This window comes from Candidatus Woesearchaeota archaeon (assembly GCA_016188115.1).
In the GTDB taxonomy this organism is placed as follows: Archaea; Nanobdellota; Nanobdellia; order Woesearchaeales; family GW2011-AR9; genus JACPIK01.
Map to the genome: position 1 here is coordinate 248,335 of JACPIK010000002.1, position 13,823 is coordinate 262,157.

At 39.1% G+C, this 13,823-nt stretch carries 13 protein-coding genes; 5 read left to right on the plus strand and 8 right to left on the minus strand.

Annotated features, from left to right (window positions below; all coding sequences use genetic code 11):
- Positions 1-235: 235 nt before the first annotated feature.
- From HYV86_01385 to mutS, 3 genes are all read right to left on the minus strand, one after another.
- Entirely contained in the window at positions 236-1,480 is a 1,245-nt protein-coding gene (locus tag HYV86_01385; protein MBI2572485.1) for an MgtC/SapB family protein, read from the minus strand.
- Between the two features lie 129 nt (positions 1,481-1,609).
- Positions 1,610-2,182, minus strand: coding sequence for a hypothetical protein (locus HYV86_01390; GenBank protein ID MBI2572486.1), 573 nt, complete (start codon positions 2,180-2,182; stop codon positions 1,610-1,612).
- Positions 2,183-2,280: 98 nt separating this feature from the next.
- A complete protein-coding gene (gene mutS, locus HYV86_01395; protein ID MBI2572487.1) occupies positions 2,281-4,854 on the minus strand; it encodes a DNA mismatch repair protein MutS in 2,574 nt (857 codons plus the stop codon).
- Positions 4,855-5,082: 228 nt separating this feature from the next.
- On the opposite strand from mutS, the gene HYV86_01400 reads away from it, so the two are divergent.
- Together HYV86_01400 and HYV86_01405 are read left to right on the plus strand one after the other, a co-directional pair.
- Positions 5,083-6,084 (plus strand): hypothetical protein, encoded by a 1,002-nt coding sequence (locus HYV86_01400; GenBank protein ID MBI2572488.1) that lies wholly within the window; start codon positions 5,083-5,085, stop codon positions 6,082-6,084.
- 34 nt (positions 6,085-6,118) lie between these two features.
- Positions 6,119-7,330, plus strand: coding sequence for a radical SAM protein (locus tag HYV86_01405; GenBank protein ID MBI2572489.1), 1,212 nt, complete (start codon positions 6,119-6,121; stop codon positions 7,328-7,330).
- On the opposite strand, the gene HYV86_01410 is transcribed toward HYV86_01405, so the two are convergent.
- Positions 7,311-7,769, minus strand: coding sequence for a hypothetical protein (locus HYV86_01410; protein MBI2572490.1), 459 nt, complete (start codon positions 7,767-7,769; stop codon positions 7,311-7,313). The genes HYV86_01405 and HYV86_01410 overlap by 20 nt on opposite strands.
- Before the next feature lie 131 nt (positions 7,770-7,900).
- Here HYV86_01410 and HYV86_01415 point away from each other — a divergent pair, with 131 nt between their 5' ends.
- Together HYV86_01415 and HYV86_01420 are read left to right on the plus strand one after the other, a co-directional pair.
- The gene (locus HYV86_01415; GenBank protein MBI2572491.1) at positions 7,901-9,115 is read left to right on the plus strand and encodes a hypothetical protein; all 1,215 of its coding nucleotides are present in this window, start codon (positions 7,901-7,903) and stop codon (positions 9,113-9,115) included.
- Positions 9,116-9,274: 159 nt separating this feature from the next.
- A complete protein-coding gene (locus tag HYV86_01420) occupies positions 9,275-10,105 on the plus strand; it encodes a hypothetical protein (protein ID MBI2572492.1) in 831 nt (276 codons plus the stop codon).
- Positions 10,106-10,121: 16 nt separating this feature from the next.
- On the opposite strand, the gene HYV86_01425 is transcribed toward HYV86_01420, so the two are convergent.
- The 3 genes from HYV86_01425 to HYV86_01435 all read right to left on the minus strand — a co-directional run bounded on the left by HYV86_01425 (position 10,122) and on the right by HYV86_01435 (position 12,246).
- Positions 10,122-11,090: a hypothetical protein gene (locus tag HYV86_01425; protein ID MBI2572493.1), complete on the minus strand. Its 969-nt coding sequence runs from the start codon at positions 11,088-11,090 to the stop codon at positions 10,122-10,124.
- A 59-nt stretch (positions 11,091-11,149) separates the two neighbouring features.
- Positions 11,150-11,650, minus strand: coding sequence for a hypothetical protein (locus HYV86_01430; GenBank protein MBI2572494.1), 501 nt, complete (start codon positions 11,648-11,650; stop codon positions 11,150-11,152).
- 65 nt (positions 11,651-11,715) lie between these two features.
- Entirely contained in the window at positions 11,716-12,246 is a 531-nt protein-coding gene (locus tag HYV86_01435; protein MBI2572495.1) for a nicotinamide-nucleotide adenylyltransferase, read from the minus strand.
- A gap of 53 nt (positions 12,247-12,299) precedes the next feature.
- Here HYV86_01435 and HYV86_01440 point away from each other — a divergent pair, with 53 nt between their 5' ends.
- A complete protein-coding gene (locus HYV86_01440) occupies positions 12,300-12,890 on the plus strand; it encodes a nucleoside monophosphate kinase (GenBank protein ID MBI2572496.1) in 591 nt (196 codons plus the stop codon).
- A 7-nt stretch (positions 12,891-12,897) separates the two neighbouring features.
- Here HYV86_01440 and HYV86_01445 read toward each other — a convergent pair whose 3' ends face one another.
- Entirely contained in the window at positions 12,898-13,812 is a 915-nt protein-coding gene (locus tag HYV86_01445; protein ID MBI2572497.1) for a hypothetical protein, read from the minus strand.
- Positions 13,813-13,823 lie beyond the last annotated feature (11 nt).

Sequence of the window (13,823 nt, forward strand, 5' to 3'; positions counted from 1 at the left end):
ATAGTAAAACTAGAAAACTTAATACTCGTCATCCTCTTCGACATCATCATCGTCATCAAAATCGTCGTCATCATCATCAGGATGTTTTGCTGCAGTAAGTTCCCATTCACTAGGATATTTGCAAAGTAGTTGTTCCATGTGTGTTCCCTCCCAAACTTCAAAGACCTGGCTTCAGGTTACTCCCAATTGAGACTTTTCAAATATAAATCTTTCCTTTAAAATCTATGTGGCTAACCTACAGTAAGAATATTATTGCAAGTCCACCTACTATCAGAACTGAGAACAAACTTATCACTAATTTTCCAAATTTTGGGCTTCCCATACTATATGCTATTGCCCCTTTCGTACCCATATTTGTAATCACTGCAAGAAGAATTCCATTCCTTGCTGTAGTAAAGTCCAATGTCTTGCCTGCTAAATGTGATAGCGACAACGCCGCTGCATCTACATCCGCAAACCCCGACAAAGCACTCACAAAGTAAACACCAGTATGTGATAAATAAATTCCTGCCAATTTAATTATTGTTAAAGCAAAGCTTAGTAGTAAAGCGAAACGTAATGCTGGCCATAAAGAGAAAGGAGTTCCCAGTTCAATATCTTGTTTAACAGGTTTGGCTTTGTGCCAAAGGAAATAACATAATATTAACGTAATAACCGCTAAAATCCCTACTGGAAGTAACATCTTAATCAGTAGCTCACGGTTAACTGCAGCAACTTCAATTAAAACTCTTCCTAACATAATGCCATTAGCTAAGAGAATTCCTAAAGAAAGGGGACGATAAAGTGATACTTGTTTTTTACTTCGTGTTGCAAAACTTGTTGTTACAGCAACACTACTTACTATTCCACCCAGAAAACCTGCAAGGGGGATTCCTTTTTCACCATATAACTTCATCAAAATATATCCCACAAAACTTATTCCTGAAATTAAAATAACCATCAACCAAATAATATATGGATTAAACAATTCATGCGGTCCATATCCTTGGTTTGGAAGAAACGGTAAAATCACAAATGCAATTATCGCAAATTTAAGTGTGTCTGTCATTTCTTGTTTACTCATATGTTTCGCAAGATTATGTAAAATAGAACGAGCATACAAAATGGTTGTAATTGCTATCGTTACCAGTGTTGCAAGACGCAACTCCCCATATACACACAATGCTCCTACAAAGAATACCACAAATGCCGCAATTTCTGACGTAGCACCAATGTATTTTCGTTCATGTTCTGCAATCGCAAAATATCCCGCAATCACAAAAGCACCCAAAAGAATACTTGCTACCACAAAAATCCAAATATTAACTGATTGTCCAATATACGCTGACAACGATCCAAATATTGCAATAAGCGCATATGTCCTGATCCCTGCATGCTTATGTCCTCTTCCTTTATATCGGGCATATTCTCGTTCAAGACCAACGAGAAGACCTAAAGCTAAAGCAATAGCAAAACGTAATAAAAGAGCTGTCTCAACCATCTAACACCTGCATATCAGAAAGTATATTTTGCTTATTAATGTTTAGGTTTGCAGTGTATGACCTCTACTCTTTGGGCTAAGTTTAGCATATTGGTACTCATGCTTTTACTTTTACTCTTAATTATGCTCTTATTTTAGCTGTAAAAGAAGAACGCCATATTGAGAAATAACAGGGTCATTGCGAAGATTTTCACCAAAACCTTGTGGAACAAATGCATACACTTGTCCCATAGCATTGATGGCAGAATGCAGATCACTAGCCCATAATTGCGGGCTTGTTCTATCACCAAAGGCCGTAAACGCATTGATACCTTTAGTCGGATCTGAATTAAGCGCAAATTTATGATCAGCTCTTCCCACTATATTCTCAAGAACACAATTTATATCTCTTTCTTCTACTCCTCCCTCTACTACAACAATTGCCGGTGGAGTAGTCAAATTAGGGAGATTATTACTACTATTATTACTATTGCTATTCACAATATAACCGCATCTCTCAGCTTGATTTACAATAGTACTATACTCCTTTCGCTGTGAGTCAGGTGCACTTGCAAAAGAATTATTCCATTGCGAACGAAGAGAGTGTTGTGTATCTTCCGATAACGATCGCCATGTAACTGCTGCTGTAACAAAACCAACTGCTGTTACACATCCAACAGTATAAGCAAGAGTTACTATTCGTTCGACGGTAGATTTGAACATATCTCGCTTTTTGAATCAAATCTTTAAAAATGTTACGAATTAATTACTAGAAAGGGGTGAAAGTAAAAAGAGTCACCTCCTCAAAACCTTCCAAAAATCTACTTAGAAAAAAAATCACCCAATCCCTTTTGTTCATTCATTTTCTGTCCTTTTAACTTATGGATCATCTCATCTTCTTTGAGCAGTGCTTCCTGCAACTCTCGCGCTCGTTGCAAAACTTCAGCAGGCAATCCTGCCAATTTTGCCACATGAATTCCGTAACTCTGATCTGTTCCTCCTTCAACCAATTTGTGGAGAAAAATGATATCGCCTTGCTTCTCTCTAACAGCAATATTAAAATTCTTGATTCGAGGCAAATTCTCTGCCATTTTGTTTAAAACATGATAATGTGTCGCAAATAATGTCTTCGCGCGTATCTTATGGTACAAATGTTCTGCCACACTCCACGCTAACGATACTCCATCAAATGTGGAAGTTCCTCTCCCTATTTCATCAAGCACCACCAAACTGTGTGCCGTTGCATTATTCAAAATCGCTGCTGTTTCATTCATCTCGACCATGAACGTGGATTGACCTGAACTCACATCATCATACGCACCGACACGAGTAAATACGCGATCGACAATACTCATAGACACTTCTTGTGCAGGTACAAAGCAACCCATCTGCGCCATCAATACAATCAGTGCCGTCTGACGCATCACGGTGGACTTTCCTGCCATGTTTGGACCGGTGATAATCATCATTTCTCCTGTGTTAAGAATGATATCATTGGAGATAAACTGCCGCTGTGTTGTTTCAACAACGGGGTGTCGTCCTGCTTTAATATGAAGAATATCCTCATCCAAAACAAAATGTGGTCGGCAGTAATGCTGTTCTACACTTACTTTAGCCAGAGTCATAATGACATCCAATACTGCCAATTTTTGCGCAATATCTTGCAGGGGTACAGTCACCGCAACGAGTTCTCGAAGAATATTTTGATATAACTCTAATTCTAGTGCAACACTTTTTTCCTCAGCAGTAAGAATTTTCTCTTCTTCTGCTTTAAGTTCGGGCGTGATATAGCGTTCTCCTGCTGCCGTGGTTTGCTTGCGTATATATGTCGCAGGCACGGCACTCACATTCTTCTTAGTAATCTCAATGTAATATCCAAATACTCTGGTGTATCCAATTTTAAGTGAATTTATGCCTGTTTTTTTCTTCTCCTCTTCCTCTAATTTCTGAAGATATTCTTTACTGTGGCTTGCAATAGAGAGTAAAGCCTCAAGTTCAGGGTTAAACGTAGGTTTGATTACGCCACCTTCTCGAACCAGCATTGGCGCATCATCCCGAATAGACCGTTCTAAAAGAGTAGCAATCATCGGCAGTGTATCAAAAGATGCAATCTCTTGTAATAGCGGTGCGCTGTACTTTTTGAGATGTGCTTGAAGCAGGGGAAGTTGCACAAGACCCTGTTTAAGACCAAGTAAATCTCGAGGAGTTGCCGTGCCATAATGCACTCGACTTACGATTCGTTCAATATCCACTACTCTTTCGAGAATTTCTCGAACTTTTTCTCGAGAAATCACATCTTTTGCAGTCTGCTCAACTGCATCAAGCCGTTGTTCAATCGCAGCGATATTAAGCAACGGTGCTTTAAGCCACGTGCGTAATAATCGTGCTCCCATCACTGTGACCGTCTTGTCAAGAACTCCTAAAAGAGTTCCTCGAGAACTTCCATCACGCAAGTTGCGCACTAATTCTAAATTACGAAACGTGCTTGCATCCACTACCATCGTAGAAAAGTTATTTCTGGTAACAATTGTTTTGATGTGAGCAAGATTATTTTTTTGGGTATCATGCAAATAAGATATCAATGCGCCGCATACACTCACCGTTTTTTTTTGTTCTTCTAAACCAAAATTCTCGAGATTTTGCAGTTGAAAGTGATCTAGAAGAACCCCACGTGCTTTGTCAACTTTGAAATAATAATCCTCTCGTGTCGTACAATAACATCCTGCTTGCGCCAACGCATCACATAACTCTTTGTTTACACCCAGACTTTGGGGAATAATGCACTCTTTTGGATTAAGACGTGTAATCTCGCTTATGAGCAATGGTAAATCTGAATATGATGAAGTAAAGAAATTCCCTGTTGAAATATCACAAAACGCTGCAATATACTCTTCTTGATGTGACGTTACTGCCATCACATAATTATTTTCTTTTTCATCAAGCAAGTTTGGCTCAATGATCGTTCCAGGTGTAACAATACGCAGTAAACCCCGTTTGACAAGACCCTTTGCCTGCTTGGGATCCTCAAGCTGTTCAATAATCGCTACTTTGTATCCTTTCTTTACCAGCCGTCCTAAATATGTCTCCAGAGCATGAAACGGAATTCCTGCCAATGGTGCGCGTTTTTCATTCTGCCCGCGAGCCGTAAGTGTTATTTCTAACTCTCGAGACGCCGTAATCGCATCTTCGTAAAACATCTCATAGAAATCCCCCATACGCAGCATAATCAAACAGTCCGGATATGATCGCTTCGCATCTTGATACTGCCGCATACCTGGCGTGAGCTGTGATGTGGGCAAATCGAGAACAGAAACACTACGAGAACCATTGGCTCTCTCTTTAACACCCTCGCCCGTTCCCTCACTACTACTTTCGCCCAAACCCTCTTTTGACATGGAGGAATAGGAGTCAACCCGTTTTTTAAGAATTGTGGTAGAAGAGGGGCATAATAGATCTCCTCTATTTATGTCAAGAGAATTAAGAATGTGTCAGATGGTTGTCAAATTACTTCTTTATGTCGTTTGCTTTATATGCTACATTGTGTCTATTCTCAATGGTAATTAAATCACCTAAGAGTAGTAAAAATGGTAAATTTTATATATGTTGGTCCGTTTAGGGAGTTAATGAAAGATCTTCCCTCAGATTCTTCCTATCCTTCCCCTTCTATAGTAGATTCTCCGGCATATAATCTTCAGTTAGTAGATGCGAATAGGATATATCATCATCAGGTAGGGGAGACACTATGCTCACTTCTAAATGGTTCATTTCCAGAGATCACTATTGTCACTACGGGTAGCGATGGAAGGTACGAAAAAGGTCTTTATGAAACTTCAAGAGTTGAGTTAGTTGTATTAACTGATGAAGTAGGAAACTCAGAAGAATTTTTTAGAGTTCTAACACCATTTTTTAGTAAGCACCCTGAAAGAATTTATCCTGATTTAGAAATTAAAAGTTTAGCTGGAGGTCCTCTTAGTTATTACCAAGATTCTAGTGATAGAATTTTTCCTACTCGTATTAATGATGCGGTAACATTATTTGGTGATTCCAAAAGAACAGAGCTTGCCAAATGTTCTTTGTATAGGGAAGTTGTGTCTCAGGGATTAGGTACAAAGATATATGAAACATTTTCTGGAAAAAGAGCAGGCTTTCAAAGAGTAGTTGATGAACAGGGTTCACAAAAATTTAAAGGAGAAAAAATCTCGAATTATTATGTTGATGGAGAAAGTGTAGTCTCTTGTCTAAGTAGAGATAAAAATTTGCTTTCGTTCAAAAATGGACCTTTACGATTTGTACAATACAAAATAATGCAAGAGGCTATGAAGTTCTGTCGATCACTTACGCCTGATGAAAGAGATCAAATTATACCTCTTCTGGCTCAAGCACCAACTAACATGCGATCTCGTCTAAAATATTATAATCAACAAGGCATCTCTGCTCTTAGTACGCAAGAAACTCAAGATCTCTGTGCTAGCTATGACTATTTTGTGTGGGCATATAACCTTGCTCAGCAAGCACTTGAAGAGGCAGGTCAGGAGTGTTTGGCATTCCGTAAAAAAGATGTTATTCCTAGAATAGAAGACATTCAAAGAACTTTGAAAAATAGGACTCTTCTTAAAAAATGTTAGATGGTTTTATAATCTAAATATTCACAACAACCCCATGCCTTCATTCACCTACGAAACGCTTTCCTTCACCAAAACAGAATCTCACTTAGTCGTTACCCTTCTCAAACTCTTTACCACGAAAATCCCTTTAAGTGAAATCACTGCTATCGGCGAATTCAGCCTCCCCAATCCCAATACCATCACATTCAACATAGGCGATGAAGACAAAATCCAACGTAAATTCTCTTACGTTCTCGAGAATTATTTCGACCATCTCACCACCAAACTTACTGGCAATCCCGCAACCTACATTCACAAAAACTCTGGCATTCCTTTAATTGGCAATGTAGCATTTGGCATTGTGTATCGTAACTCATCCATCATTGAAATCAAACCTGTCACCTCCTGTAATCTCGACTGCGTCTACTGTTCCATCTCCGAAGGACTCTCGAGCACCAAACACGATTTTGTGGTAGAATTAGATTATCTTCTCGAAGAGTTAGACAAAATCTTGCAATTCGTCAACGAACCGTTAGAAATTCACATTGGTGTGCAAGGCGAACCATTTCTCTATGCTGACATGGATCTACTTATCGAACGCCTCCAACTTCTCGAATTAGTCCACACGATCTCCATCGACACCAATGGAACTTTGCTAAACAAAGACCGTATCGACAGATTAGCGAAATGCACCAAACTTCAAATCAATCTCTCACTAGACGCAATTGACCCAGAAAAAGCCAAAATCATCGCTGGCACTAAAAATTACAACGTGGAACACGTTAAAGAAATCATCAAATACGCTTCCCAAAAACTCAACGTCATCGTTGCTCCCGTTCTTACTAAAGGATTTAATGAAGATGAAATGGACAAAATTATTGAGTTCATCAAATCACTTCCTAAGCAGCCTATTTTGGGGATTCAAAACTTTCTTCGATATAAAACTGGTCGAAACGCTGCGCAAGAAATACCGTGGGAGGACTTTTATGCTCTTCTCGAAAAGCTCGAAAAAAAACATCACATCAAACTTAAATTAAGCAAAGAAGACTTTCATATTCGTAAAATAAAACCACTACCCAAACCATTCAATGAGGGAGACATACTCTATGCCCGAGTTAAATGTCCGGATCGTTTTCCTCATTCTATCATTGCCGTTGCCAAAGATCGCAACATTGCTGTTCCGTTGTGCGAATACAAGAAAGATAAGAAAATTAAAGTGCAGATTGTGCGTGATAAACACAATATTTTCACCGCAAAGGTAGTCTAAGTTGAATTTGTTCGTTGCTAAAAATTGTCTCAAGACCAGAGTCTCGTGTAACATAGAGCTCAAAAATGCCATATTTTGGTCTCAAAACTGCCAGAGCCCATCTATTAGGCAGATCATCTCTTTTTCGTAATTCCTTTCTATCATTATAATCGGGAAAACCTGTTCGATCAACAACCCGTATCTGTCTATCTTTTACAAAAGGTTCTACTGTCTCTATGAGATTATGTGGTCGGGGAATCATTTCTTCCACATCTGTCACATCCATGCTGTGCGTTGCAATAAACACTTCCAACGAATGTCTTTGGTAGATACGAGCAAAAGTATTATCTTTAGATTCATACACAACACCTAAACTAGAATATTTCAGACTATCAAACAGTCCAAGATCACGTGCTCCACCCCAAGATAAAGCATATGCGCGTAACAGCCCTTGCGTCATGATACTCCGAAAGAGTGATAAATTTATAAATTCTGCCCCTATTTTAAAGCTAAGAGGGAGATAGACTAAAGTTTGAAACAACCTTTCAAACCCACAAAAGTCAACACAACAATCATATTTGGAGAATAATCATGGCAACCCCCCTTAAACCAACACCTCAATCAATACTTTATGTACTTACTGATCCTAGTACTGGCGCGCGTGTCTTTGAAAGAGATCATGCACTGCGTGTTTTACAAAACACGTCTGATTATTCGGTATTTCAAGACCCTAAAGCCATCGCCGCATCTATTGGTGAGTCACCATACGTTCTTGAAGTAACTGGAAGTGGAACCGTAAATCCCCAAATAAGGATACACGTAACCTCTCAGGATGTAAGCAAACACTTTCTTATGGCTGAATTAGAAGGAAGCCTTAAAGAAGACCTAGTCTCTCAACTTAATACAGCCAGAGCAGAAAAAGTTGCAGCAGAAAAAGCACATCATGCCTTCCGCCAGCGTCTTGGTCTAGGTCTAGGTCTTGGTGTTGGATTAGGTATTGTTGGCGTAGCAGCTCTTGCAACAAGCGCATATGTTACAGGTAAAACAAAAGCAGATCAACAAGCATTTACTGCCCAATACACAGCTATCAAATCCAGTACTCCTAGTTCTCAAACTGATCTTGATGCATTAGTTACAACTATTGCCAATCTTAGAGCGCAAACCACCCAATTAGGAGATGAAATGAAAATACTTCAAGCGCAACGTGATACCTATCAAGCCGATCTCAGAAGAGTGCAAGATGATCAAGCAGCTGCCGCAAAAACACTTGAAAGTGCTCAAGCGCAAATTCAACCGCTTGCCAACATCATTCATACGTATACTGTTGTTACACAAGACCTCAAAGCGCTTCCTGATGCTATTGTTTTTCAAGCAAGGAAGTTTCAGCAGCTTCTTCGAGCAGGGAGAGATTATGAAACCTCTATTCAGAAAGGTGCAGGCGATGCAACAAAATATCTTGCTCTCATGGATGCCCAAGTACACACTCTTGCCCAGCAGCAAATCACCCGTGATCGTGCAGATCTTACAAAAATTCTCAATGGTCCTGCCCCACTCACACCAGAAAGTCAAACACATTACACTGTCGTTATACGAGATCTAGCTCAAAGTGAATGTATTGCCCAAACACCTCTTCCGCAAGGAGTTAGCTGTACTCAAAATGGAATGCAAGTAAGTGGGTCTGATCTTGCTGAGGTTACAGGGAAATTCTTTTTGAGTTTAGGATTACCTGGAGATGCAAGTACACAAGATCGTTTTAAACAGTATACTTCACCTACTCTCACTCAAATGGGTAATCCTATACTCTAAAATTTAGTCCAGAATAGATATTTTCAAATTGTTTTTCTCTTCTTCTCTTCTTTATATCATTTTTTCTTCACTTCCCTTTTTCCCTAACTTTTTCCTTCTCTCCAATGTCTCTACTCCACAACCTAAACCTTTAAATTCCCCTTTTCTTCAAACATCACCATGAAGATCTTTTGGTATGCTCTTATTTTAACGCTAACTCTGTATGGTGCAATAGCAACCCCTACCTTAGTCAACGTGACTGCGCTACCACAAGGCTGGCCCTGTGATGAGTTTAAAGTCATGCAAAAAACGTTTATTGCAAATGCTACAGATATTTACACTGGTCTTTTATGTCCGCGTGATGCCCGCTATGATTTATTTGAATGTCCAGGTGATACGTGCTCATTTATTGGACAAGCCTATAAAGTTCAAGGAACACTTCCTCTCTTCACCCCTTATGAAATTGGTCAAACCTATCGTTATCATTGCTACGCATGTGAAGGAACCTGCGCATTAACAGTTCGTGAAGGAGAACGTATTAGTCTACCTCAATTTTTTGAAGGGCTAAATGTATCATTACTAACCTCTCAAGCACCTTTCACACCAGACGGAATCTGGAACACCAAACGTGGTGATGCTGGTCATTACAATGTCACTGTTCAAATTAAAGACGCAACTAAAATAGACGAAGCGACATTTTGTGTTGCTGTAAACAAAATTAATATCCCTCCCCACATTCGAATCAATGCTACTCGAATCGTTGTTAATGAAGGTGACACCGTCACGATTCCCGTAACCTGTACTGATCCCAATAACGATCCCGTTACCATCACCTATACTGGTTGGATGTTTACCAACGAACGAAAAACAACGTACGAAGATGCAGGAAAATATACTGTTGATGTAACCTGCCTTGATAACGAGGGCGTCGGACAAAAAGCCACCGTTCATGTTGAGGTTCTTGATGTGAATCGTCCTCCAGAAATCTTCCAAGTTGAACGACGATCTTAAACTCTAAATTTTAATTTTATGTTTTTTCTACTATTTTAACAAGAGCAACTGTCTTATTATCCTGTGTGAAAGGAAATTCCAAATCTACTATCTCTTCAGCAGCATTATACAACGAAGAATGATTTGCAAGTATCTCTGCAAGAAGAGAACGTCGGCGATACCCTCCAAATTTCCCTTGAAATGGTTTAATTGCCCCATCAACCATCAGGGCAAATATATCTCCTGGTTTGACTGTGAGACGTCGAGTGTGAGCATTATATCCTTGTTCAGCTCCCACTTCAAACATTCTGCGTTCTAAACTAAATCTTTGGAAGTGATTCAAACTCGCAGTTACAACACTAGATAACGATTTGACTTCACCATCAGCACCTCTTGTTCCCCATAATTCTCCATCAATAATAACTTCGTCTCGGTCATGGTTATCAAAATCGAGGGCATCAGCTATATTACATTTTTCCTCTTTTATAATATAATCACACATTCGACTATCATCGCGCGTGAGAATGTACGCCTCGCCTTCCCTACATAAATAAATCCTGCTATCTCCTTTATTTCCTAGCTCTGCATATCCTTCTTTATGTATTGTTACCAGAGAAGTAGTACTACCAAAGTTAGTGCTAGTTGAACGTAGTTGCCCAATTCTACTCTTCACGCGTGTTTCAAAACGAGAAAGAATATCCAAATGTGGTGGCTGCTCTTGTGCTGCTAATTCTATAAATACATCGCCGGCAGTTTTACTAATTTCTTCGCCTTTGATACCAAAACCATCACCTACAAACACTCCGCCCAGATAAGGATAATTGCTTCCAGTGTCGTTCGTATCTTTGATAGAACAAAGCAGTGGTGTAAGTTTATGAGGGACATATACCTGAAGCTGTGGCTTCCATAGACATCCATCTTTATAATAAAATCCTGTAGCATAATCTTGATTGCTCTCGCGCAAATTCTGATACGTAAGCAAGACTATCTCTACTCCTAAAACCATTTATCTTAAAAAGTAACTCAAATATATAAAGAAAGTGGAATTGTTACTTGAAAGTAGGGTTATTCTTCCGGATTTACTTCATCTTCAAATTCTACAAACCGTTCTTCATCAAAAGAATAATACTTGCTTGAGGACTGATTTAATTTATGTATTTCATCCAGAAGATGAAATAAAACATCTTTAAGTTCATGTGACATACGGTCCTCAACAGGGACATATTCAACATTAAGAATTTCACAAATTTCATTCCGATCTTCTGCAGTTAAACGACCAAGTTTCTTCATTAAATCGCCACTGCACATAAGAACCTCATGTAATTCATCTTCCACGAGGGCAACTTGCTCCATGAGACTTTCAAACAATGCTCGATGAAGGTTAGAAAGGATATTTTTCTCTAAAGTAAGAGGAGCAACCTGAGTCAGTTCTTCAATTTCTACTAACGATTTATCAAAACTCTGATGCATCTCATAGCGTTTCATGTACTCTGTTGCTTTGGAAATTACCTCTAAGAGGGTTAATGCCCGTTCACAAAGGGGAAGATAATCTACTTTCTTTCTCATAAATTGTGAAAATGGTTTTCTCCTTTAAAAAGATTTTGAACTATATTCTAATTCCTCTAACTTCCCTAACTACGCCGATTTGTGTTATCTCTTCTCTGAAACTCTTCATGAAATGACCATGTACTTCTGGGCACAAGATTCTTCCAATTTTGACCTTGTTTCATAAGCCTGCGCACCTTTGTTGCGCTAATATTACTATACAGCGAGAGGGGTGTCGTTTTATACCCTCCTCTGTGAAAAACACGTAATGTATGAGGATTTCCAGAATATACATGTGTGTTTTTGCCAACCCGTTTTGCTATCTTTCGTATCCAAACAGCATCTTGCGCTACATCACGTATCGAGAAGAGGATGTAATTCTTAATATTCACCGCAGCAAGTGCCGCCCTAATTATCGTGGCGCGTTGAGACACAGTATACGGATTTACCTGCGTTTTGCTTTCTTGAGCGCTGCCAATCCCAATATAAAGTAGATCTACTTTTGACAAAATTAGTTTTATTGCTTTAAGATGACCATTATGAAACGGTTGAAAGCGACCAATAAAGAGACCAATCTTCTTCTTTTTCTCACCATTCTTCACTTTCTCTTCATTCATAACTACACTAAAGACCGCAAGCCTTTTAAATTTCTCCTCTTCTCGTCCTTTCTATGAATATTCTCCTCTTAGGTCCTCCAGGTAGTGGTAAAGGCACTGTTGCTGCTCAACTGGTAAGTGATTTTGGCTATGTACATCTCTCCACCGGAAACATGTTTCGTGATGAGATTGCCAAACAGACTCCTATTGGCAAAGAAGTTAAACATCTCTTGGATAGTGGAGTTCTTGTACCTGATGAACTTACCATTCGCATGGTTAAATCAAAAATTGTCAAAGGCAAGGATTATATTTTTGATGGATTTCCTCGGACTATTCCTCAAGCCGATGCGTTTCCTCTTATTGACCAAGTCATTTATTTTGATATTCCCCGAGAGGAAGTCGTCAAACGCTTTGCCGATCGTCGCATGGGAGATAATGGAACTATCTATAGCATGGCTCTTAACCCTCCGCCCAAAGGAGTTAAAGTGATTTTTCGTGAAGATGACAAACCGGAAGTAGTCACCAAACGCTTTGTTGAATATCAAGAAAAGACACAACCATTAGTTGACTATTACAAAAAGAAAAAAATTCTTCTTAAGATTGACGCTGTTAAAGCACCTGATATTGTGTATGCGCAGGTAAAGAAAGTCTTGGGAAAGAAGTAAATTTCAGTCAATTCCTTCTATTATCTTGCTTGTTTAACGTACCCATTAATTGTTCCTCTATGTCCTTACAACGTCTGGCGAATTGATGATACGTAGGTTCATGCCAATGAATTAAAAAATCAGACGTATCATCTCCCTGCGAACTAGGTGGTGTTGCCAGAAGCCCTTGATCGACAAATGCTTGTAATATCGGACTTGCACCTGTCCTTCTTTGAGCCTGGACAGGCGAATAAGTCATCACTAACAACGTACGTCCAATATCATAATTACTATCGGTGAGTTGAACAGCAGGAACAACAATTCCATATTCTGAATTATCTTGAATTACTGTACCAAAATGACTGATTCCCTGGCTCTGATGATACCCTCCTGGAAATACTTCATGCTTACGACCAAGTTTTTTCAGAGCTGCCTCTAATCCCATGTCTTTACCTTTAAAATAATCTCCATTACTCAAATCTTTTCTAAGCTCGAAAAATTCCAACGATGGAGGATTAGTCAAATGCATTCCTAAGCGATCAATTAGTGCATAAACTGGAGGCAGAGTTTGGACAGAAGGTGAATCACCATCTTTAGTATACACAAATGGTACGTGAGCAATATTGACTCCCCTGTAATTTTCAGGGCGATGTTGTGCTAACTTATGAGCTTCCATAATCTTTTCAACACCTAAATTTGCTTCTACTCCTTCTTGATTAGGATCAATCTCTAATTTTTCTTTGATCTGTTCAGAAATTTTTCGTCTAAGGGCATCACCTAAAGGTGCAGTGTCATGTAAGAACCCAGAAAATTGACTGGGCAGTATTCCTATTTCATCACAAAATCTGTTTTGTGTTCTATATCTCTCACTTATTGCTAAAACCACTCTTTCACGTAATGGCCTAATAACATCGTACGATCGCGGAATACTAATCACTGTCATTTTATTAAGAA

What these genes read in the sequence shown, in the direction of transcription:
- HYV86_01415 (MBI2572491.1), top strand. Translation starts at nt 7,901, where the DNA reads ATGGCAACCCCCCTTAAACCAACACCTCAATCAATACTTTATGTACTT.
- HYV86_01410 (MBI2572490.1), bottom strand. Translation starts at nt 7,769, where the DNA reads ATGACGCAAGGGCTGTTACGCGCATATGCTTTATCTTGGGGTGGAGCA.
- mutS (MBI2572487.1), bottom strand. Translation starts at nt 4,854, where the DNA reads ATGTCAAAAGAGGGTTTGGGCGAAAGTAGTAGTGAGGGAACGGGCGAG.
- HYV86_01385 (MBI2572485.1), bottom strand. Translation starts at nt 1,480, where the DNA reads ATGGTTGAGACAGCTCTTTTATTACGTTTTGCTATTGCTTTAGCTTTA.
- HYV86_01435 (MBI2572495.1), bottom strand. Translation starts at nt 12,246, where the DNA reads ATGAATGAAGAGAAAGTGAAGAATGGTGAGAAAAAGAAGAAGATTGGT.
- HYV86_01430 (MBI2572494.1), bottom strand. Translation starts at nt 11,650, where the DNA reads ATGAGAAAGAAAGTAGATTATCTTCCCCTTTGTGAACGGGCATTAACC.
- HYV86_01445 (MBI2572497.1), bottom strand. Translation starts at nt 13,812, where the DNA reads ATGACAGTGATTAGTATTCCGCGATCGTACGATGTTATTAGGCCATTA.
- HYV86_01425 (MBI2572493.1), bottom strand. Translation starts at nt 11,090, where the DNA reads ATGGTTTTAGGAGTAGAGATAGTCTTGCTTACGTATCAGAATTTGCGC.
- HYV86_01420 (MBI2572492.1), top strand. Translation starts at nt 9,275, where the DNA reads ATGAAGATCTTTTGGTATGCTCTTATTTTAACGCTAACTCTGTATGGT.
- HYV86_01390 (MBI2572486.1), bottom strand. Translation starts at nt 2,182, where the DNA reads ATGTTCAAATCTACCGTCGAACGAATAGTAACTCTTGCTTATACTGTT.
- HYV86_01440 (MBI2572496.1), top strand. Translation starts at nt 12,300, where the DNA reads ATGAATATTCTCCTCTTAGGTCCTCCAGGTAGTGGTAAAGGCACTGTT.
- HYV86_01400 (MBI2572488.1), top strand. Translation starts at nt 5,083, where the DNA reads ATGAAAGATCTTCCCTCAGATTCTTCCTATCCTTCCCCTTCTATAGTA.
- HYV86_01405 (MBI2572489.1), top strand. Translation starts at nt 6,119, where the DNA reads ATGCCTTCATTCACCTACGAAACGCTTTCCTTCACCAAAACAGAATCT.